The following is a 19872-nucleotide window of genomic DNA, read 5'->3' on the forward strand; positions in this document are numbered from 1 at the left end:
AGGTGTCGCGAACTTAAGCCGTTTCGGCCGGGGCTTCCGCTTCGGCGTCGGCAGGCGCGGCGTCGCCACCACCCTGCTTGTCGCCCACGGCCTTGACCGCACGGGCGAACATGCTCGCCGGCTCGGCCAGGACGCGTGCCAGCATGGCCAGCGCCTGCTCGCGGGTCGGCAGCGACGCCAACACCTCGAGATGAGCGGCCGGATACAGCTGACCACCCAGCGACACGACCTTGGCCTGCAGCTTGTCGTTACCCTTGGCGAATTCCTTGATCAGACGACCGGCAGCGCCGGGTTCTTCCGTCGAGAACGCATACAGCAGCGGACCGACCAGCGCGTCCTGGACGCACTCGTATTCGGTACCGGCAACGGCACGCGCGGCCAGGGTGTTCTTGACAACACGCAAGTACACACCGGTTTCGCGCGCCTTCTTGCGCATCGCGGTCATTTGCGAGACCGTGATGCCGGCGTACTCGGCAGCAACCAAGGAGTGGGCCTTCGCGGCGACGTCGGCCAGTTCGGCGACGACTTCTTGCTTCTGGGACAGATTGAGAGCCATTGCACTCCTCCGTTAAAGCCGGGAGTTGAAATGCGCGACCTGGGATGCGTCAGGAGCGATACCGCCGCTCTTGCCAATCCCCAATCCCGAATCCCGAATCCCTGCTTCAAACTTACTCCGCTCGCGGCTCCTGCCGCTTGCGGTCCTGGGCGGCCTCCTTCCTGGATGCCGGGGATGCCGCATGGCATCCCAGTTGGTGGCCGTTCCAGACCTGGAGTGAGCGCGCCCGGAACACCGGGCTGGCCTGCACCAGAAAAACTCCAGAAAGGCGGCACCATCTACGCCGGCTGGCCCCGAGGGGCTGATTAAGCGATCCCGCTGTACCGACGGCGACTCCTTGCCGTGTCGAGCTTCCGTGCCCGTCGTCGGTGTGCGCAGACCGCGCCTGCGGTCTTTGACGGCTTCGCGTCGGGTTGCCCCGGGCGACGCCTTCAAAAGGGTGACACCGGCGCCGCACCTGTCGGGCGGCGCCGTGTTGCGATTACTTCAGGGACAGCGAAGCCTGATCGATGGTGACGCCCGGACCCATGGTCGAGCTCACCGAGATCTTCTGCAGGTAGGTGCCCTTCGAGGTCGCCGGCTTGGCCTTGACCAGGTCCAGCAGCAGCGCCTGCAGGTTGCTCTTCAGCGCGTCGTCTTCGAAGCTGGCCTTGCCGATGGTGCAGTGGATGATGCCGGCCTTGTCGGTGCGGTAGCGCACCTGGCCCGACTTGGCGTTCTTGACCGCTTCGGCCGGGTTGGCGGACACGGTGCCGACCTTGGGGTTCGGCATCAGGCCGCGCGGGCCCAGCAGGGTGCCCAGCTTGCCGACGACGCGCATCGCGTCCGGGGTGGCGATGACCACGTCGTAGTTCAGGTCGCCGCCCTGCATCTTCTCGGCGAGGTCGTCCATGCCGACGGCTTCGGCGCCGGCGGCCAGCGCCTCATCGGCCTTGGCGCCGGCGGGAGCGAACACCGCCACGCGCACGCTCTTGCCGGTACCGGCCGGCAGCACGGTGGAACCGCGCACCTGCTGGTCGGACTTCTTCGCGTCCACGCCCAGGCGCACGGCCACGTCGACGGCTTCGACGAACTTGGCCTTGCTGGTGGTCTTGACGATCTTCAGCGCTTCGTCGATCGAATACGCCTTGCCCGGCTGCACGGCAGCACGGATCGCTTTCTGTCGCTTGGTCTGTGCCATTGCTTAACCCTCCACCGTCAGGCCCATGCTGCGGGCGGAACCCGCAATCGTGCGTACCGCCGCTTCCAGCTCCGCCGCCGTCAGGTCGGCTTCCTTCGCCTTGGCGATCTCTTCGAGCTGCTTGCGGGTCACCTTGCCCACCTTCTCGGTGTTCGGGCGCTTGGAGCCGGAGCTGACGCCCGCGGCCTTCTTCAGCAGCACGCTGGCCGGGGTGCTCTTGGTGACGAAGGTGAAGGTACGGTCCGAATAGGCCGTGATGATGACCGGAGTCGGCAGGCCCGGCTCCAGCTTCTGCGTGGCGGCATTGAACGCCTTGCAGAATTCCATGATGTTCAGGCCACGCTGACCCAGCGCAGGACCGACCGGCGGCGAGGGGTTGGCCTGACCGGCCTTCACCTGCAGCTTGATGTAACCGACGACTTTCTTTGCCATTTTAGTGTCTCCGGGTGCTAGCGCCTAAACCGCAGGCTCCCCATCGCGACGGGAAAATCACGTGTCCCGCCATCACGTTTTTGAAGTGCGCAGAAAGCCGCCTCGCGGCGGCTTCCGTTCTGCCCGACGGCTTGCCTGGACAGGGAGCCGCGCAGTATAGCAGAGATTTTGGCGCCCGGCGCAGCCGCGCCGGGACGGGCTCAGGCCTTCTCGACCTGACCGAATTCCAGTTCCACCGGGGTGGAACGGCCGAAGATCAGCACCGCCACGCGCAGGCGGCTCTTCTCGTAGTTGACTTCCTCGACCACGCCATTGAAGTCGTTGAACGGGCCGTCGGTGACGCGGACCATCTGGCCCGGCTCGAACAGCACCTTCGGACGCGGCTTCTCCACGCCATCCTGAACGCGCTGCAGGATCGCATCAGCCTCTTCGTCGCGGATCGGCAGCGGACGATCGGCGGTACCGCCGATGAAGCCCATCACCTTCGGCGTTTCCTTGACCAGGTGCCAGCTTTCGTTGTCGATGCGCGGAATGCCGCCTTCGTCGTGGGTTTCGATCTGGACCAGCACGTAACCCGGGAAGAACTTGCGCTCGGAACGGCGCTTCTGGCCGGAGCGCATCTCGATCACTTCCTCGGTGGGGACCAGCACGTCACCGAAGCGCTCCTGCATCTCGTCACGCGCAATACGGTCGCGCAGCGCTTGGGCCACGGACTTCTCGAAGCCTGAATAGGCGTGAACGACATACCAACGCTTCACTGCTGCACTCTCCTCAACGGCTCACGAACCACTGCATCAGCTTCTGGATCAGGAAATCGAACCCGCCCAGCAACAGACTCAGAATGATCACCACCACGATCACCACCCAGGTGGTGCGGATGGCTTCCTGGCGGGTCGGCCACACCACCTTGCGCAGTTCGAAACGGGATTCGGACAGGAACTCGCGGCCCTCGCGGCCCTTGGCCGTCAACAGGAACACCGCGGCACCGGCGACCAGACCGGCCACAACCGCCAGTCCGCGCAGCGGACCGGACCAACTCCCTAGCTGTGCAGCACGGCTCGCATCGCCGAACCAGAACCAGACAAACAGGCCGGCGACCACCAGCAACGCAGCGATGACGTACTTGACGATATCGCCACCGACAGAGGCGGCGGGGCCTTTGGAATGCTCGATCTTGCTGTTCATCCGACTCTTGCTGCTATGCGACCGAGGTCACTGGATAGGGAGCGGCAGATTGGCACGCCAGGAGGGACTCGAACCCCCAACCTGCGGTTTTGGAGACCGCTGCTCTGCCAATTGAGCTACTGGCGTGTAGTAAGAACGACTGCACTTCCCTGAGACGGCGAAGGCGGACCGAAGGTTCCGGCCCGCCCTTCGCTGAACCCGACGGCCATAGCCGCCTGCACCTCGTCGGATTCCGGCGACCGAGACCGCCATCCTGCCGTCGAGCCCGGCGGCCTTCGCCGCCGGAGGGCATTACTTGATGATCTTGGCCACCACGCCGGCGCCGACGGTACGGCCGCCTTCGCGGATCGCGAAGCGCAGACCTTCGTCCATCGCCACCGGGTTGATCAGCGTCACCACCATCTTGACGTTGTCGCCCGGCATCACCATTTCCACGCCTTCCGGCAGCTGCACCGCACCGGTGATGTCGGTGGTGCGGAAGTAGAACTGCGGACGGTAGCCCTTGAAGAACGGGGTGTGACGGCCGCCCTCGTCCTTCGACAGCACGTACACCTCGGCTTCGAACTCGGTGTGCGGCTTGATCGAACCCGGCTTGCACAGCACCTGGCCGCGCTCCACGTCGTCACGCTTGGTGCCGCGCAGCAGCAGGCCCGCGTTGTCGCCCGCCTGGCCCTGGTCGAGCAGCTTGCGGAACATTTCCACGCCGGTCACGGTGGTCTTCTGCGTCGCACGGATGCCAACGATTTCGATTTCGTCGCCCACCTTGATGATGCCGCGCTCGATACGACCGGTCACCACGGTGCCGCGGCCCGAGATCGAGAACACGTCTTCCACCGGCATCAGGAACGGCTTGTCCACGTCGCGCTGCGGCTCCGGGATGAACGAATCCAGCGCGTCCACCAGCTTCAGGATCGCCGGCACGCCGATCTCGCTCTGGTCGCCTTCCAGCGCCAGACGCGCCGAACCGTGGATGATCGGGGTGTCGTCGCCCGGGAAGTCGTACTTGCTCAGCAGCTCCCGCACTTCCATCTCGACCAGCTCGAGCAGCTCGGCGTCGTCGACCATGTCGGCCTTGTTCAGGAACACCACGATGTGCGGCACGCCGACCTGGCGCGACAGCAGGATGTGCTCGCGGGTCTGCGGCATCGGGCCGTCAGCGGCCGAGCACACCAGGATCGCGCCGTCCATCTGCGCCGCACCGGTGATCATGTTCTTGACGTAGTCCGCGTGACCCGGGCAATCCACGTGCGCGTAGTGGCGCGTCGGGGATTCGTATTCCACGTGGGCGGTCGAGATCGTGATGCCGCGCGCCTTCTCTTCCGGCGCCGCGTCGATCGCGTCGTACGCCTTGAACTCGCCGCCGAAGCGCTCTGCGCCGATCTTGGTCAGCGCCGCGGTCAGCGTGGTCTTGCCGTGGTCGACGTGACCGATGGTGCCGACGTTGACGTGCGGCTTGGTGCGCTCGAACTTACCCTTGGCCATGGCTGCTTCTTCTCGGTGATCGTAGAAAGATTTGACGACTGAATATGGTGCTCACGAAAGGAATCGAACCTTCGACCTCCTCCTTACCAAGGAGGTGCTCTACCGACTGAGCTACGTGAGCGTTGTTCTATTGTGACACAAGCGCGTTCAATGGAGCGGGAGACGGGAATCGAACCCGCACCATCAGCTTGGAAGGCTGAGGTTCTACCGTTGAACTACTCCCGCTACGGGATGCCGCACTGCCACAACAAAATAACTGGTGGAGGGAGGTGGATTCGAACCACCGAAGGCGTAAGCCAGCAGATTTACAGTCTGCCCCCGTTGGCCGCTTGGGTATCCCTCCAACTTACCCACTCGAACCCGGCTGCGAGGCCGAAATCAGAGAGGGGTGAAACAGCCCGCTATTCTTCCCTGACATCCCCGCCTTGTCAACAGTATTTTGACGCGATGTCGCAGGAAATCGTCGTTGCCCGCGCGCGCCCGGCCAGGACACGCGCACGCATCAGACGTTGAAGCGGAAATGCAGGATATCGCCTTCCTGCACGCGGTACTCCTTGCCTTCCAGACGCAGGCGCCCGGCTTCCTTGGCGCCGGCCTCGCCCTTGTACTTGATGAAGTCGTCGTAGGCGATGGTTTCGGCGCGGATGAAGCCCTTCTCGAAGTCGGTGTGGATCACCGCCGCGGCCTGCGGCGCGGTCGACCCGGCCTTGACCGTCCAGGCGCGCACTTCCTTCACGCCAGCGGTGAAGTAGGTCTGCAGCCCCAGCAGGGTGTAGCCGGCGCGGATCACCCGGTTCAGGCCCGGCTCGCTCAGACCCAGATCGGCCAGGAACGCATCGCGGTCGGCGTCGTCCAACTGCGACAGCTCTTCCTCGATCGCCGCCGACACCGGGACCACCTCGGCGCCCTCGGCGGCGGCATGCGCGCGCACCGCATCCAGGTGCGGATTGTTCTCGAAGCCGTCTTCCAGCACGTTGGCGATGTACATCACCGGCTTGAGGGTGAGCAGGAACAGGTCGCGCACCAGCGCCTTCTCCTCCTCGTCCAGCCCGGCGTTGCGCCCGGCCTTGCCCTCGGCCAGCGCGGCCTGCAGCTTGGCCAGCACCGGCTTGCGCGCCGCCGCGTCCTTGTCTCCGCCCTTGGCCGAACGCTCGGCGCGGTTGAGCGCCTTCTCGACGCTGTCCAGGTCGGCCAGGGCCAGTTCGGTGTCGATGGTCTCGATGTCGGAAACCGGGTCGACCTTGTTGTTCACGTGGATGATGTCGCCATGCTCGAAGCAGCGCACCACGTGGGTGATCGCATCGACCTCGCGGATGTGCGCCAGGAACTTGTTGCCCAGGCCCTCACCGCTGGCCGCACCGGCGACCAGGCCGGCGATGTCGACGAACTCGACCGCGGTCGGCACGACCTTCTGCGGATTGATGATCGCCGCCAGCGCGTTCAGGCGCGGATCCGGCACCGGCACCACGCCCACGTTCGGCTCGATGGTGCAGAACGGAAAATTGGCCGCGGCGATGCCCGCCTTGGTCAGCGCATTGAACAGGGTCGACTTGCCGACGTTGGGCAGGCCGACGATGCCGCATTTGATGCCCATGTGTGTAATCCGGGAATGGAGAATCGGGAATAGGGAATCGGAAAGCATAGCCGCCTTTCCATTCCCCATTCCCCATTCCCTATTTCCCCTGCGTATGCAACCGCTTCATCGCCTCGTTGAAGTCGCCCTGCACGGCCAGCGGCAGCACGTCGATGGCGTCGTCGATGGCGCGATCGATGAGCACCTGGTCGTCCTTGCCGGCGCGCCCCAGCACCCACGGCACCACCTTGTCCTTGTGGCCGGGATGGCCGATGCCGATGCGCAGGCGGTGGAAGCCGGCGTGCCCGAGCAGGCGGATGGTATCGCGCAGTCCGTTCTGGCCGCCGTGGCCACCGTCGAACTTGAGCCGCGCCGTGCCTGGCGCCAGGTCCAGCTCGTCGTGCGCCAGCAGCGCCTGCGCCGGTTCGATCTTCCAGAAGCGCAAGGCGGCCGTGACCGATTTGCCGCTGAGGTTCATGAAGGTGGCCGGCTTCAGCAGCCACACCGACTGCCCCGCGACCTCGACCCTGGCGGTCTCGCCGAACAGCTTGGCGTCCACACTCCAGCGCGCGCCGGCCCGCTCGGCCAACGCGTCGACAAAACGAAACCCGGCGTTGTGCCGGGTATTCGCGTGTTCGGCGCCGGGGTTGCCCAGGCCGACGATCAGACGCAGACCAGTCATGCGCAATGCATCGCCGCGGCGTCCGGACCGATGGCCCGGACGCCGCGCAGGCGATTACTTGCCGTCCTTCTTGGCCGGCTCGGCGGCGGCCGCCGCGTCGGTGGCTTCCGGCTCTTCCTCGACACGGCCGTGCTTGGCGATGACCACCGCCACGTCGTGCTCCTTGCCCAGCTTCAGTTCCGGCAGCTCGACGCCGGCCGGCAGCTTCAGGTCGGACAGGTGGATCACGTCGCCGACCGACAGCGCGGCCAGGTCGACTTCGACGAACTCCGGCAGGTCCTTCGGCAGGCACACGACCTGGATTTCGTTCAGCTCGTGGGTGACGACCACTTCGGCCGACTTGCCGGCCGGGGACACGTCCTCGTTGATGAAGTGCAGCGGCACCGAGGCATGCAGAGCCTCGTTGTCGTTTACGCGCTGGAAGTCGATGTGCATGATCAGCTGCTTGAACGGGTGACGCTGCATATCGCGCAGCAGCACCTTCTGCACGTCGCCGTTCAGACTCAGGCTGAGGATGGACGAATAGAACCAGTCGTTCTGGCTGGCCAGCCAGACTTCGTTGTGGTCGAGCTGGATGTTGACCGGCTTCAGATCGCCACCGTAGACGATCGCCGGGATCAGGCCGTCGCGACGGAGGCGGCGGCTCGCACCCTTGCCCTCGACTTCGCGGCGCTGAACCTTGATTTCATGCGTGGTTGCCATTTGCGTTTACTACCTTGGTTGAATGAACCGCCTCGCGGCGGTTTGAAGGACTCTTCCGCGACCAGAAGAGTCTGTGAAGCCGGGAGTGGGGAATCGGGAATGGGGAATCGCAACAGCGCAATACCGCGCTTCGCCCATTCCCTATTCCCGATTCCCCATTCCCAGCCTTTAATCCACGTACAACGAGCTCACCGACTCGCCGAAGGCGATGCGGCGGATGGTTTCGGCCAGCAGCTCGGCGACGCTGAGTTGGCGGATCTTGCCGCAGGCGCGGGCGGCCTCCGACAGCGGGATGGTGTCGGTGACCACCAGTTCGTCCAGTTGCGAATTGCTGATGTTGCTCACCGCCGGTCCGGACAGCACCGGATGCGTGCAGTACGCGGCGACCTTCAGGGCGCCACGCTCCTTCAGCGCGGCCGCGGCGGCGCACAGGGTGCCGGCGGTGTCGACGATGTCGTCGACCAGCACGCAGGTCTTGCCCTCGACGTCGCCGATGATGTTCATCACCGTGGACACGTTGGCGCGGGGACGGCGCTTGTCGATGATCGCCAGGTCCGCATCGTCCAGGCGCTTGGCCACCGCGCGGGCACGGACCACGCCACCCACGTCCGGCGAGACCACGATCAGGTTGTCGGTGCCGTAGGCGCGCCAGATGTCGGCCAGCAGCAGCGGCGAGGCGTAGACGTTGTCGACCGGGATGTCGAAGAAGCCCTGGATCTGGTCGGCGTGCAGGTCGACGGTCAGCACGCGGTCGGCGTTGACCGCGCTGAACATCTTCGCCGCGACCTTGGCGGTGATCGGCACGCGCGAGGAGCGCATGCGCCGGTCCTGCCGCGAGTAGCCGAAGTACGGCACCACCGCGGTGACGCTGGCGGCGCTGGCGCGCTTGAGCGCGTCGATGATCACCAGCAGCTCCATCAGGTTCTCTGCGCTGGGCGCGCAGGTCGGCTGGATCACGAACACTTCCTGCCGGCGCACGTTCTCCTCGATCTCCACCTGCACTTCGCCGTCGGAGAAGCTGGAGACCATCGCCTTGCCCGGACGCACGCCCAGCTCGCGGCAGATGCTTTTGGCCAGGGGCTTGTTGGCGTTGCCGGAGAACACCAGCAGGTTGCGTTGGTCTTGCATGAGGGGTCTCTCGGGTGGCTGCAAAGAGCGTGTGGCGACGATAACTACGTGGATCAGGAATCCAGGAGGAGCGATGCTTCTACCTGTTGAATTCCCGCACATGGATGTGCGGGCTTTTGCGAGGGACTCGCATAATGGCAGGGGCGGTAGGATTCGAACCTACGAATGCCAGGATCAAAACCTGGTGCCTTGGGCCTCTTGGCGACGCCCCTGCGTAAACCTGTGTCAAGCCTCCAGCGCGTCGAGCAGCGGCGAACGCGGGACGCCGCCTGCCACCCAGGCGCGCATCCCGTCCGGCAAGTCCGCCAGCGCGCGCACGGCGGCAGCGCGATCGGCGAACTCGACGAAACAACCGCTCCCCGACCCGGTCAGGCGTGGCGTGCCGATCCGCGCAAGCGCCTGGAACGTGGCCTGGACGGCCGGTTCGCGGCGAAGCAGGACCGGCTCGAACGCATTGCCGAGCAGGAAACCTGAAACGAAGTCCGCTATTTTCGCGGGCGCAGCATCCCGCGTCAAATCCGGGGACTGGAACAGGGCCGCGGTGGGCACGTGCACCCCCGGATCGGCCAGCACATACCAGGCCGGCGGCAGGGTGATCGGGGTCAGTTGCTCGCCCACGCCCTCGGCCCAGGCGTCGCGCCCGCGCACGAACACCGGCACGTCCGCGCCCAGCGACAGGCCTAGGCCGGCCAGGGCGTCTTCGTCCAGCCCGGCGCCCCACAGGGCGTTCAGCGCCACCAGCGCGGTCGCCGCATCGGACGAACCGCCACCGAAGCCACCGCCGGCCGGGATACGCTTTTCGACGCGGATATCCACACCTTGGGCGATATTTGCCGATTTTTTCAGCAGACGCGCGGCACGCACCAGCAGATCGTCGGCCTCGGCGACGCCGGCCACGGACGGACCGATCCGCGCCACCACCCCGTCCGCACGCGGCCGCAGATGCACCGTATCGCCCCAGTCCAGCAGGCGGAACACGGTCTGCAACTGGTGGTAGCCGTCCGGCCGGCGGCCGGTGATCTGCAGGAACAGGTTCAGCTTCGCCGGGGCCGGCCAGGACGACCAGCCCCCGTCGGTGCCCCCGCTCATGGCGCAGGCACGGTCCAGGCGTCGACCAGCAGGCGCACCTTGGCGTCGCCGTTGCGCGCCTCGATGCGCCGCGGCAGCGCCGGACGACCGTCGCTGGGCGGATACCAGTCCTGGAATTCGATCTCCCAACCCATCTGCCGCAGCGTATGCGGCCGGCCCTGCGCGTCGTAGTCGACCCGCTCCGGCGCCTGCGCGTCGGTCGCCACCAACCCGCGCACCCAGTCGGGCAGCAGGTTGACCGGGATCTCCCAGCCGGTCGCCTCCAGCAGCAGCTGCTCGGCGTTCTCGCCGTCGCGCGGACCGCCCTCCAGCCCCTCCAGGCGCCCGGCCTCGGAGTGGCTGTCGCCAGTCAGGCGCCAGCTCTGCCGGGTCACCGGCGCACTGAGTTGCACCTCGTACTGGCGCTGCCGCTGGGTCCAGTCGATGCGGCCGCTGCCGCCGTTGCGTCCCTTGGTGATCGCCACCCGCCCCTGGAACGACCAGTCCGGATGCGCCCGCAGCCACTGCGCACGCGCGGCCTCGGCCTGCTGCGCAGCGGCGTCGGGGGCGGCGACGGCGACCGGCGACGGGGTGCGGGTCGGCAGCGCACTGCAACCAGCCAGCAGCAGCCCGGCGGCCAGCGCCCAGGCGGTGCGCAGGCCGGCGGTCACGGCGCCACCTTGTCCAGGGCGCGGCGCAGCGCGCGATTGTCCGGATCGAGCTTGCGCGCCTCGTCGAAGTACTTGTTGGCCTCCTCGTGCTTGCCCTGCTCCCACAGCACCTGGCCGATGTGCGCGGCGATCTCCGGATCCTTCACCAGGCTCCAGGCACGGCGCAGTTGCACCAGCGCCTCCTGGGTCTTGCCGAGCCGGTACAGCACCCAGCCGTAGCTGTCGATGATCGCGGCATTGTCGGGATCGGCGGTGCGGGCGCGGTCGATCAACTGCAGCGCCTCGCGATAGCGCTTGGTGCGGTCGGCCAGGGTGTAGCCGAGCGCGTTCAGCGCCGCCACGTTCTCGGGATCGGTGACCAGGATCTTGCGCAGGTCGGCCTCGGCGCGGTCGATGCGGTCGCGACGCTCCCAGGACAGGCCGCGCGCGTACAGCAGCGCATTGTCGTCCGGATACGCAGCCAGGCCGCGCTCGAACACCTGCAGCTCGCCGGCGTCGTCCCCGCTGCGCTGGCGCAGTTCCGCTTCCAGCACGTAGGCGTCGCGGCGCGCGGCATCGTCGGCCTCGGCATCGTCCTGCAGCGCGCGCGCCTCGGCGAAGGCCGCGTCCTTCTGGCCGAGCGCGTACAGCGCGCCGGCGGCGCGCAGCCGCGCCTCGCTACGCAGCGGGCCGCCCGGCACGCCGCGGTACCAGTCCACCGCCTCCTGGTTGCGCTTGAGGAACTCGGCGATCTTGCCGAGCAGCAGGCGCCGCTCCGGATCGGGCCGGTCGGCACCCTTGCGCAACTCGTCGTACAGCGCGGTCAGGGCCGCATTGTCCTGCAGCTTGGCCAGCATCGAGGCGCGCAGGCCGTAGTTCTGGGTGGTCTGCGGACCCAGCGCCAGCACCCGCGCCGCGGCGGCGGTGTCGCCGATCGCGTCGTAGGCATAGGCCAGCGCCGTGCGCAGTTCCGGGTCGCCGGACACCTTGGGCTCCACGCCCTGCAGCAACGCGCGCGCCTGTTCGGTCTTGCCCGCCTGCTGCAACTGCGTGGCATGCAGCAGCGCCACCCGCGGCTCCTGTGGGAAGCGCTTGACCAACTGGTCGACGATGCGCTCGGCCAACTTGGGCTGATCCAGGCGCAGCGCCAGGCGTCCGAATTCCTGCCAGGCCTCGAGCTGGTCGGGGATGGCATTGGCGTCGAGCAACTGGTCCAGGGCCTTGGCCGCCACCTCCGGATCGCGGTTGCCGCTGACCAGGGCGATCAGCGCGAAACGCCAGCCGCGCGGGTCCTTGTCGCGCAACAGGGCCACCAGCAGGCTGCGCGCCTGGCGCAGGTTGCCGTTGCGCAGGGCCAGCGAGGCCTCGGCGCTGCGCATGGCCAGCGACTCGGGCGCACGCTGCCGCCACAGCGCCAGCGCCTGGGTGGCGGCGGCGCTGTCGTTGGCGAGCATGGCGATGCGGGTGGCGCGCTCTGCCAGGCCGGCATCGCCGGGGCTGTCGTTGGCGGCCTGCAGATACCAGCGCGAGGCGTCGGCCAGTTGCCCGGCCTGCAGGGCGAACTCGCCGGCCAGCACCGGGGTCATCACATCCTGGGCGGGACTCGGCGCCTTGGCCGCGGCCGGTGCGGCCACGGCGGCGATTGCGGACAGCAGCAGAAAGGTACGGATGCGAATCAGTGCGGGCATCGGAAGCGGCCGGGCCGTAAAATGGGGCCCTGAATGGCCAGCAGCTTATCGCAAGCAACTGAACAGATGACGTTGTGGGTGCTCGGATTGAACCACCAGACCGCGCCGGTCGACCTGCGCGAACGGGTGGCATTCGCCGGCGACGCATTGCCGCGCGCGCTGCAATCGCTGCGCGGGCTGCCCGACGTCGCCGAGGCGGCGCTGCTGTCCACCTGCAACCGCACCGAGCTGTACGCCATCGCCGGCGATGCGCAGCACCTGGCCGACTGGCTGGACTCGCATGCCGCCGGCCTGCACGGCTATCTGTACCAGCATCAGGACGCGGACGCGGTGCGGCACCTGTTCCGGGTCGCCACCGGGCTGGACTCGATGGTGCTGGGCGAACCGCAGATCCTCGGCCAGGTGAAGGACGCCTGGTCGCTGGCGCGCGAGCACGGGGCGATGGGCAGCCGCCTGGACCGCCTGTTCCAGCAGACCTTCTCGGTGGCCAAGCGCGCGCGCACCGACACCCGCGTTGGCGCCAATCCGGTCTCGGTCGCCTCCACCGCAGTGCGCCTGGCGCAGAGCTCGTTCGCCCGGCTCAGCGAATCCACCGTGCTGCTGGTCGGCGCCGGCGAGACCATCGAGCTGGCCGCCAAGCATCTCAGCGAAGGCCGCGTACGGCGCCTGCTGATCGCCAACCGCACCCTCGCCCACGCGCAGGAACTGGCCAGCCGCCACGGCGGCGTGGCGCTGCCGCTGAGCGAGCTGGAGCGCCACCTGCACGAGGCCGACGTGGTGTTCTCGGCCACCGCCGCGCGCGAGCCGGTGGTGACGCGAGCGCAGGTCGAGCAGGCGCTGCGCGCGCGCAAGCACAAGCCGATGCTGCTGTTCGACCTGGCGGTGCCGCGCGACATCGAGGCCGGCGTGGCCGATCTCGCCGACGCCTACCTGTACACCGTCGACGACCTGGAGCGCGCGGTCGAGGACAACCGCCGCGGCCGCCGCGAGGCTGCCGAGGCGGCCGAGGCGATCATCGACCTGCAGGTCGTGCGCTACATGGAGGCGCTGCAGGCCAGCACCCGCCAGGCGCCGCTCAAGCGCCTGCGCGCGCACGGCGACAGCACCCGCGACGACGTGCTGGCCAAGGCGCGGCAGCAACTGGCGCACGGCAAGCCTGCCGACGAGGTGCTGGAATTTCTCGCCAACACCCTGACCAACCGCCTGCTGCATCCGCCCACCGCGGCGCTGCGCGAGGCGGCGCTGCGCGGCGACGCCGAGCTGGCCCGCGCTGCCGAGCGCCTGTTCCCGGAGAAGCCGGGCTATTTCCACCCCATTCTGAAGACCGATGACACCGACCCTGCGCCGTAAGCTGGAGGCGCTGGCCGAGCGTCGCGAAGAACTCGAACGCCTGCTGTCCGACCCCGAGGTGGTGAGCGACAACACGCGCTTCCGCGACTACTCGCGCGAATTCGCGCAACTGGAGCCGGTCGCCGCCGCGCTGGCCGCCGAGGCGGCGGCCAAGGCCGACCTGGCCTCGGCCGAGGCGATGCGCGCCGATCCGGAACTGCGCGAACTGGCCGAGGAGGAAATCGCCGCCGCGCAGGCACGCCTGGCCGAACTCGACGCGGAACTGGCGCTGCTGCTGGTGCCGCGCGACCCGCGCGACGACGGCAACCTGTTCCTGGAAGTGCGTGCCGGCACCGGCGGCGACGAGGCGGCGATCTTCGCCGGCGACCTGTTCCGCATGTACGCCCGCTACGCCGAACGCCAGGGCTGGAAGGTGGAAGTGGAATCGGACAGCCCCGGCGAGCACGGCGGCTACAAGGAAGTCGTGGCGCGCATCGTCGGCCGCGGCGCCTACTCCAAGCTGAAGTTCGAATCCGGCACGCACCGCGTGCAACGCGTGCCGGCGACCGAGTCGCAGGGCCGCATCCACACCTCCGCGGCGACGGTGGCGATCATTCCCGAGGCCGACGACGTGGAGGAGATCGCGATCAATCCGGCCGACCTGAAGATCGACACCTTCCGCTCCTCCGGCGCCGGCGGCCAGCACGTCAACAAGACCGAGTCGGCGATCCGCATCACCCACGTGCCCAGCGGCGTGGTGGTGGAGTGCCAGACCGAGCGCAGCCAGCACGCCAACCGCGACAAGGCGCTGAAGCGGCTCAAGGCGCAGCTGCTGGAGGCCGAGCGCAGCAAGCAGGCCGCGGCCGAGGCGCAGGACCGCAAGCTGCAGGTCGGCAGCGGCGACCGCAGCCAGCGCATCCGCACCTACAACTTCCCGCAGGGCCGCATCACCGACCACCGCGTCGAGGGCCTGACCCTGTACGACCTGCCGAACGTGATCGAGGGCGACCTCGATGCACTGATCGGACGCCTGAGCCACGAGCACCAGGTCGACGAACTGGCGCGCCTGAGCGACAGCCCATGAGCGTGCGCGTGCGCCAGGCCGATGCGCACGACCTGCCGGCGCTGGCAGCGCTGTTCGATGCCTACCGGCAGTTCTATGGGCAGGCGCCGGACCCGGCGACCGCGCACGCGTTCCTGGCTGCGCGCCTGGCCAAGGCCGAGTCGGTCGTGCTGCTGGCCGAACGCGATGCGCAGGCCGCCGGCTTCGTGCAGTTGTATCCGTCCTTCTCTTCGGTGCGGGCAGCGCGGCTGTGGATCCTCAACGACCTGTACGTCGCCCCGGCGCACCGCCGCCACGGCGTGGCGCAGGCGCTGCTGCATGCCGCCGAACGCCATGCCGCGAACGATGGCGCGGCACGCATCGTGCTGGAGACGGCGCAGGACAATCTGTCCGCGCAGGCCCTTTACCGCGCCTGCGGCTGGCAGCAGGACCTGAGCGCGCAGCACTACGCCAAGGCGCTGGTGCCGTGAGCGTGCACCGCCCGCGGTCGATCGCGGCCGCCACGGCCGCATGAACGGCGGCGGCGTCGACGAACGCCTGCAACTGCAGGCCGCGGTGCGGCGCGATCCGCAGGACTTCCTGGCCTGGGTGATGCTCGCCGACGCCGAACTCGGCGCCGGCGCAGTGGCGGCCGGCGAACAGGCCGCCGTGCGCGCGCTGCAGTTGCGCCCGGGGCATCCGGAGGCGCTGGCGCGACTGGGCCGGGTGCGCTGGACCCAGGGTCGTCATGCCGACGCAGCGCAGGCATTGCGCGAGGCACTGCGGCAGGCGCCCCAGCACCCCGGCATCGCGGTATGGCTCGGCCACGCCCTGGAAGACAATGGCGAGGCGGAAGCCGCGGCGCAAGCCTATGCCCACGCGCATGCACTGTTGCCGCAGGAACCGTCGATCGCCGCCTACCTGCTGAACTGGCGGCGCAAGCTGTGCGACTGGCGCGGACTGGACGCGCTATCGCAGCAGGTGCGCGGCGCGGTACGGCAAGGCCACCCGGCGATCGAACCGTTCGCCTTCCTCAACGAGGACACGGGCGCGGACGAACAACTGCGCTGCGCGCGCAACCGCGCCCAGGCGCTGGCGCGCGCTCTCGCGCCGCTGCCCGCTGGGCAGGTACGCGGCGATGGCCCGCTGCGCATCGGCTTCCTGTCCAACGGCTTCGGCGCGCATCCCACCGGCCTGCTGACCGTTGCCCTGTTCGAGCGCTTGCGCGCGCATGCCGACCTGCAGGTGCACCTGTTCGCGCTCAACGGCGACGACCGCAGCGCGCTGCGTGCGCGGCTGCAGGCGGCTGCACATGCCTGGCACGACGTGGCCGGACAGCCGCATCGGCAGATCGCCCAGCGCATCCGCGATACCGGCATCGACCTGCTGTTCGATCTGCGCGGCTGGGGCGGCGGCGGCACGCCGGAAGTGCTGGCGCTGCGTCCGGCGCCGGTGCAGGTGAACTGGCTGGCCTACCCCGGCACCTCCGGCGCACCCTGGATCGATTACGTGGTCGGCGACGCCTACGCGTTGCCGCCGGCGCTGGCCGCGCACTACAGCGAGCGGGTGCTGCGGCTGCCGCGCGCGTTCCAGCCGTCCGACGATACCCGCCATGTCGGCACCCCGCCCGCGCGCCGCGACTGCGGCCTGCCCGAGCACGGCACCGTGTTCTGCTGCTTCAACAACAGCTACAAGCTCGGCCCGCGCAGCATGGCGCGGATGCTGGAGGTGCTGCGCCAGGTGCCGGACAGCGTGCTGTGGCTGCTGTCCGGCCCGGGCCAGGCCGATGACCGACTGCGTGCGGCCGCCGCGGCGGCCGGCGTGGACCCGACGCGCCTGCGTTTCATGCCCAAGCTGGCGCATCCGGACTATCTGGCACGCTACCGGCAGGCCGACCTGTTCCTGGACACGCATCCGTACAACGCCCACACCACCGCCTCCGATGCCTTGTGGGCCGGCTGCCCGGTGCTGACCTGCCCCGGCAGCACCTTTGCCGCACGCGTGGCCGGCAGCCTCAATCATCATCTCGGCCTGGACGACATGAATGCCGCCGACGACGCAGCGTTCGTCGCCACCGCGGTGCGCCTGGGGCGCGATCCCGCGGCGCGGCAGGCGCTGCGCGAGCGGCTGCAGGCGCGGCGCGCGGACAGCGGCCTGTTCGACATGCGCGGCTTCGCCGACGACTTCGCCGCGCTGCTGCGCGACACGGCTTCGCGGCATGGATGGGAAGGCGCAGGCTCGACCTGATCGATCGCTCACGGATGCGCCACAAGGCCGCGGCGGCACATCCAGCAACGGACGGCGTAGCGACGTATCGCCAGTCAACGTCGCCATCGACATCACCGCCGGTACATCCGCATCGCCGTCTCCCATCGCCGAGCGCGCTTGCGTCACAGCGCACGGGTGGTGTGGACGAGCGTCGCTGCAGGTCGCAGCGACCCAGCCAACGGCAGCCCGTGAGGCGCAGGGGCGCAGTCGCCAGCGTGCAAGTCGAGCTACCGAAGCGCTTGACCTCAAGCGAACTTGAGGTCCGACACTGCGCGTACGCTCCTCGTGCAGATCCCGCAATGTCGCTGCCGCTCCCGATTCCGACGCCCGCTCCTTCCGCCTCCGTACGCAGCATGCTGCTCGCCGAAGCCCCCATTCCGGATCGCGCCGCGCTGCTCGACTGCATGCGCGGCCTGTGCGACCACCGGCTGCATGCCCTGACCTGGATGGAATCGCTGGGCGATGCCCCCGACCTGCTGTACGCACGCTGCTGCTGCGACGCGGCGCCAGCACTGCATGGACTGCTGCGCGCACGCCTGCCGGCGCTGCGGCGGACGCTGCGGCGCTACCGGCGCATCCGCAGCGGCGTATCCGATCCGCACCGGGCAGCGTCCTGCGTGGTGATGACCCGCGTCCAGACCCGCAATGCAGCGCAGGCGCAGGGCCGCGCCGATGCCGCCTTCGCCGCCCTGCAGGATGGCGCACATGCGCTGCGCGGCCTGATCGCCGCGCACCTGTATCTGTCGGACGACGGCCGCACCCTGCTCGAATGCACCGAGTGGCACAGTGCGGAGGCACAGCGACGTGCCCTGCAGCGCGAACCCGAGCGCTTGCCGCTGGCCGCCGATCGCGCCGCCAGCGTCCGTCGCTTCCGGCCACGCACCCTGGTCCTGCCATGCGACGGCACGACCCCGGTCCACCTCCACGCCTGAATCGGCGGGCGCGCGCCAGCAACGTGCGCGGATGCGGCTCCCCGCCCGGGCGGCGATCCCAGCGCGCGATCACCACGCACAGGCGCACACTTCGGCGGCCCGAAGCGCCCCCATTGCCGTCGTCCACGACAACCCGCCACCCCCGCCGTAGCCGTGGCTGAAGCGCCAACGCACCCAGGCTGTACGCCGGCCGGGCGAGCCGCTAGGCTGCCGGCATGACCGCCAACGCCGACTTCATCGCCTTGAACCTGTGCGTGCTGACCGTCTCGGACACGCGCACCCTCGACCAGGACAGCTCCGGCGACTATCTGGTCGCCGCTCTCGGCGGCGTCGGCCATCGCCTGCACGCACGGGAACTGCTGCCGGACGACCGCTACCGGATGCGCGCCACGGTCTCGGCCTGGATCGCCGATCCGGAGGTGGACGGCATCCTGGTCACCGGCGGCACCGGCTTCACCGGCCGCGATTCCACGCCCGAGGCGCTGCTGCCGCTGCTGGACAAGGAGATGCCAGGCTTCGGCGAGCTGTTCCGCGCGATCAGCGTCGAGGAGATCGGCACCTCCTCGCTGCAGTCGCGCGCCTTCGCCGGCCTGGCCAACGCCACCTTCCTGTTCTGCCTGCCCGGCTCCACCTCGGCCTGCCGCACGGCCTGGGAGCGGATCATCGCCGCGCAACTGGATGCCCGCACCCGCCCCTGCAATCTGGCCACGCTGCGCCCGCGGCTGAAGGAATGACCTGGACTCCCGCATGCCCCTGGACACCACGTTGCGTCTGCTGGCCAAGGCCAGCGGCATGAGCGCCGCGGACATCGCCGCGGCCATCCCGCGCGCCGGCGCGGCCACGGTCAAGGCCTGGATGGCGGGCGAAAAGCTGCCCGGACGCGCGCAGCTCACCGCCCTGGCGCGCACCTTCGGGGTGCCCGCCGGCGCGCTGCTCGGCGAACTGGCCAGCCAACTCGACCCGGCACGCACCCGCGGCGAACACGATCTGCTGCAGGCCTACCGCGCCCTCGACACCCGCCAGCAGGGCGCATTGCTGGAAGTGGCACGCAGCATGGCCGGTACCGGCACCCGCAAGCGGAGCAGCAAATGAGCCACCTCAAGCGCAAGCAGTACAAGGCCCTGATGCAGCCGCTGCAACTGGAACTGACCGCGATGGCGCAGGCGGTGCAGCACAGCGGCGAGCGCGTGCTGGTGCTGTTCGAAGGCCGCGACACCGCCGGCAAGGGCGGCGCGATCCAGGCCATCGCCGAACACCTGAACCCGCGCCAGTGCCGCGTGGTCGCCCTGCCCAAGCCAACCGACCGCGAAGCCACGCAGTGGTATTTCCAGCGTCACATCGCGCATCTGCCGGCGGCCGGCGAGATCGTGCTGATGGACCGCAGCTGGTACAACCGCGCCGGCGTGGAGCGGGTCATGGGCTACTGCAGCGATGCCGAATACCACGCCTTCCTGCGCCAGACCCCGCTGTTCGAGCAGTTGCTGGTGGACGATGGCATCCGCCTGTTCAAGTACTGGCTGTGCGTGGACCAGGCGCAGCAGGAAAAACGCTTCGCCGAGCGCCTGCACGATCCATTGAAGGGCTGGAAGCTGTCGCCGGTGGACCTGAAGTCGCGCAGCCAGTACGCCGACTACACCCGCGCGCGCGAGGCGATGCTGGAAGCCACCCACCGCGACTATGCGCCATGGACCCTGGTCGACTTCAACGACCAGAAGCGCGGCCGCCTGACCCTGATCCGGCACCTGCTCGACCAACTGCCGGAAACCCGCCTGCACGAACCGGACCTGGATCTGCCGCCGCTGAAGCAGAAGCTGCACAAGGAAAAGTTCGGATTGCTGCAGCCGATTCCGTCGTATGAGGCGGGGAGTGGGGATTAGGGAGTGGGGATTGGTTGAAGCCTGCGGCGCGCAGTCGTCGCTTTGCGACCGCGCGTCGCCGGGCGCGCCTCTCTCAGCCATTCCGGGAACAGCGCGTC

At 68.6% G+C, this 19872-nt stretch carries 21 protein-coding genes and 5 tRNA genes; 8 read left to right on the forward strand and 18 right to left on the reverse strand.

What is annotated here, in order from left to right; translation table 11 throughout:
- Positions 1-13: 13 nt before the first annotated feature.
- From rplJ to SLW55_RS02575, 18 genes are all read right to left on the reverse strand, one after another.
- Positions 14-556: a 50S ribosomal protein L10 gene (gene rplJ / locus SLW55_RS02490; RefSeq protein ID WP_010341340.1), complete on the reverse strand. Its 543-nt coding sequence runs from the start codon at positions 554-556 to the stop codon at positions 14-16.
- Between the two features lie 481 nt (positions 557-1037).
- Positions 1038-1736 (reverse strand): 50S ribosomal protein L1, encoded by a 699-nt coding sequence (rplA, locus tag SLW55_RS02495; protein ID WP_048490044.1) that lies wholly within the window; start codon positions 1734-1736, stop codon positions 1038-1040.
- A gap of 3 nt (positions 1737-1739) precedes the next feature.
- Positions 1740-2168: a 50S ribosomal protein L11 gene (rplK, locus tag SLW55_RS02500; RefSeq protein ID WP_010341342.1), complete on the reverse strand. Its 429-nt coding sequence runs from the start codon at positions 2166-2168 to the stop codon at positions 1740-1742.
- Positions 2169-2368: 200 nt separating this feature from the next.
- Positions 2369-2926 carry a transcription termination/antitermination protein NusG gene (gene nusG / locus SLW55_RS02505; RefSeq protein WP_010341344.1) on the reverse strand — a complete coding sequence of 186 codons (558 nt, stop codon included), beginning with the start codon at positions 2924-2926 and terminating at the stop codon, positions 2369-2371.
- 13 nt (positions 2927-2939) lie between these two features.
- Complete coding sequence (gene secE / locus SLW55_RS02510; protein WP_017908390.1) at positions 2940-3353, reverse strand: preprotein translocase subunit SecE; 414 nt, start codon at positions 3351-3353, stop codon at positions 2940-2942.
- A 50-nt stretch (positions 3354-3403) separates the two neighbouring features.
- Positions 3404-3479 (reverse strand) — tRNA-Trp (locus SLW55_RS02515).
- Between the two features lie 165 nt (positions 3480-3644).
- Positions 3645-4835, reverse strand: a complete 1191-nt coding sequence (gene tuf / locus SLW55_RS02520; RefSeq protein ID WP_043093035.1) for an elongation factor Tu — start codon at positions 4833-4835, stop codon at positions 3645-3647.
- Positions 4836-4880: 45 nt separating this feature from the next.
- Positions 4881-4956 (reverse strand) — tRNA-Thr (locus tag SLW55_RS02525).
- Positions 4957-4986: 30 nt separating this feature from the next.
- A tRNA-Gly gene (locus SLW55_RS02530) sits at positions 4987-5060 on the reverse strand.
- A gap of 32 nt (positions 5061-5092) precedes the next feature.
- Positions 5093-5178, reverse strand: a tRNA-Tyr gene (locus SLW55_RS02535).
- Positions 5179-5337: 159 nt separating this feature from the next.
- A complete protein-coding gene (gene ychF, locus SLW55_RS02540; RefSeq protein WP_010341267.1) occupies positions 5338-6429 on the reverse strand; it encodes a redox-regulated ATPase YchF in 1092 nt (363 codons plus the stop codon).
- Positions 6430-6508: 79 nt separating this feature from the next.
- Positions 6509-7090 (reverse strand): aminoacyl-tRNA hydrolase, encoded by a 582-nt coding sequence (gene pth / locus SLW55_RS02545; RefSeq protein WP_043093037.1) that lies wholly within the window; start codon positions 7088-7090, stop codon positions 6509-6511.
- 54 nt (positions 7091-7144) lie between these two features.
- On the reverse strand, positions 7145-7792 hold the full coding sequence (locus SLW55_RS02550) for a 50S ribosomal protein L25/general stress protein Ctc (RefSeq protein ID WP_017907366.1): 648 nt from the start codon (positions 7790-7792) through the stop codon (positions 7145-7147).
- Positions 7793-7960: 168 nt separating this feature from the next.
- The gene (locus SLW55_RS02555; RefSeq protein ID WP_017911658.1) at positions 7961-8920 is read right to left on the reverse strand and encodes a ribose-phosphate diphosphokinase; all 960 of its coding nucleotides are present in this window, start codon (positions 8918-8920) and stop codon (positions 7961-7963) included.
- A 135-nt stretch (positions 8921-9055) separates the two neighbouring features.
- Positions 9056-9132, reverse strand: a tRNA-Gln gene (locus SLW55_RS02560).
- Between the two features lie 13 nt (positions 9133-9145).
- Positions 9146-10009 (reverse strand): 4-(cytidine 5'-diphospho)-2-C-methyl-D-erythritol kinase, encoded by an 864-nt coding sequence (ispE, locus tag SLW55_RS02565; RefSeq protein ID WP_320744478.1) that lies wholly within the window; start codon positions 10007-10009, stop codon positions 9146-9148.
- Positions 10006-10659, reverse strand: a complete 654-nt coding sequence (gene lolB, locus SLW55_RS02570; protein ID WP_150411156.1) for a lipoprotein insertase outer membrane protein LolB — start codon at positions 10657-10659, stop codon at positions 10006-10008. Before lolB ends, ispE begins: the two co-directional genes overlap by 4 nt.
- Entirely contained in the window at positions 10656-12326 is a 1671-nt protein-coding gene (locus SLW55_RS02575; protein WP_152236311.1) for a tetratricopeptide repeat protein, read from the reverse strand. Before SLW55_RS02575 ends, lolB begins: the two co-directional genes overlap by 4 nt.
- A gap of 66 nt (positions 12327-12392) precedes the next feature.
- On the opposite strand from SLW55_RS02575, the gene hemA reads away from it, so the two are divergent.
- The 8 genes from hemA (at position 12393) to ppk2 (ending at position 19774) form a co-directional block, all read left to right on the forward strand.
- A complete protein-coding gene (gene hemA / locus SLW55_RS02580; RefSeq protein ID WP_017908875.1) occupies positions 12393-13676 on the forward strand; it encodes a glutamyl-tRNA reductase in 1284 nt (427 codons plus the stop codon).
- The gene (gene prfA, locus SLW55_RS02585) at positions 13654-14739 is read left to right on the forward strand and encodes a peptide chain release factor 1 (protein ID WP_010341257.1); all 1086 of its coding nucleotides are present in this window, start codon (positions 13654-13656) and stop codon (positions 14737-14739) included. Before hemA ends, prfA begins: the two co-directional genes overlap by 23 nt.
- Positions 14736-15188 (forward strand): GNAT family N-acetyltransferase, encoded by a 453-nt coding sequence (locus SLW55_RS02590; RefSeq protein ID WP_267100044.1) that lies wholly within the window; start codon positions 14736-14738, stop codon positions 15186-15188. Before prfA ends, SLW55_RS02590 begins: the two co-directional genes overlap by 4 nt.
- Positions 15189-15228: 40 nt before the next feature.
- Positions 15229-16944, forward strand: coding sequence for a tetratricopeptide repeat protein (locus tag SLW55_RS02595; RefSeq protein WP_267100043.1), 1716 nt, complete (start codon positions 15229-15231; stop codon positions 16942-16944).
- A gap of 320 nt (positions 16945-17264) precedes the next feature.
- Positions 17265-17897, forward strand: a complete 633-nt coding sequence (locus tag SLW55_RS02600; protein WP_267100042.1) for an antibiotic biosynthesis monooxygenase — start codon at positions 17265-17267, stop codon at positions 17895-17897.
- Between the two features lie 215 nt (positions 17898-18112).
- On the forward strand, positions 18113-18631 hold the full coding sequence (gene moaB / locus SLW55_RS02605) for a molybdenum cofactor biosynthesis protein B (protein WP_267095789.1): 519 nt from the start codon (positions 18113-18115) through the stop codon (positions 18629-18631).
- Between the two features lie 13 nt (positions 18632-18644).
- Positions 18645-18989, forward strand: a complete 345-nt coding sequence (locus SLW55_RS02610; protein WP_017911650.1) for a helix-turn-helix domain-containing protein — start codon at positions 18645-18647, stop codon at positions 18987-18989.
- Positions 18986-19774 (forward strand): polyphosphate kinase 2, encoded by a 789-nt coding sequence (gene ppk2 / locus SLW55_RS02615; RefSeq protein WP_152182232.1) that lies wholly within the window; start codon positions 18986-18988, stop codon positions 19772-19774. Before SLW55_RS02610 ends, ppk2 begins: the two co-directional genes overlap by 4 nt.
- Positions 19775-19872 lie beyond the last annotated feature (98 nt).

It is taken from the genome of Xanthomonas sp. LF06-19 (assembly GCF_034105425.1).
GTDB classification, from domain to species: domain Bacteria; phylum Pseudomonadota; class Gammaproteobacteria; order Xanthomonadales; family Xanthomonadaceae; genus Xanthomonas_A; species Xanthomonas_A sontii.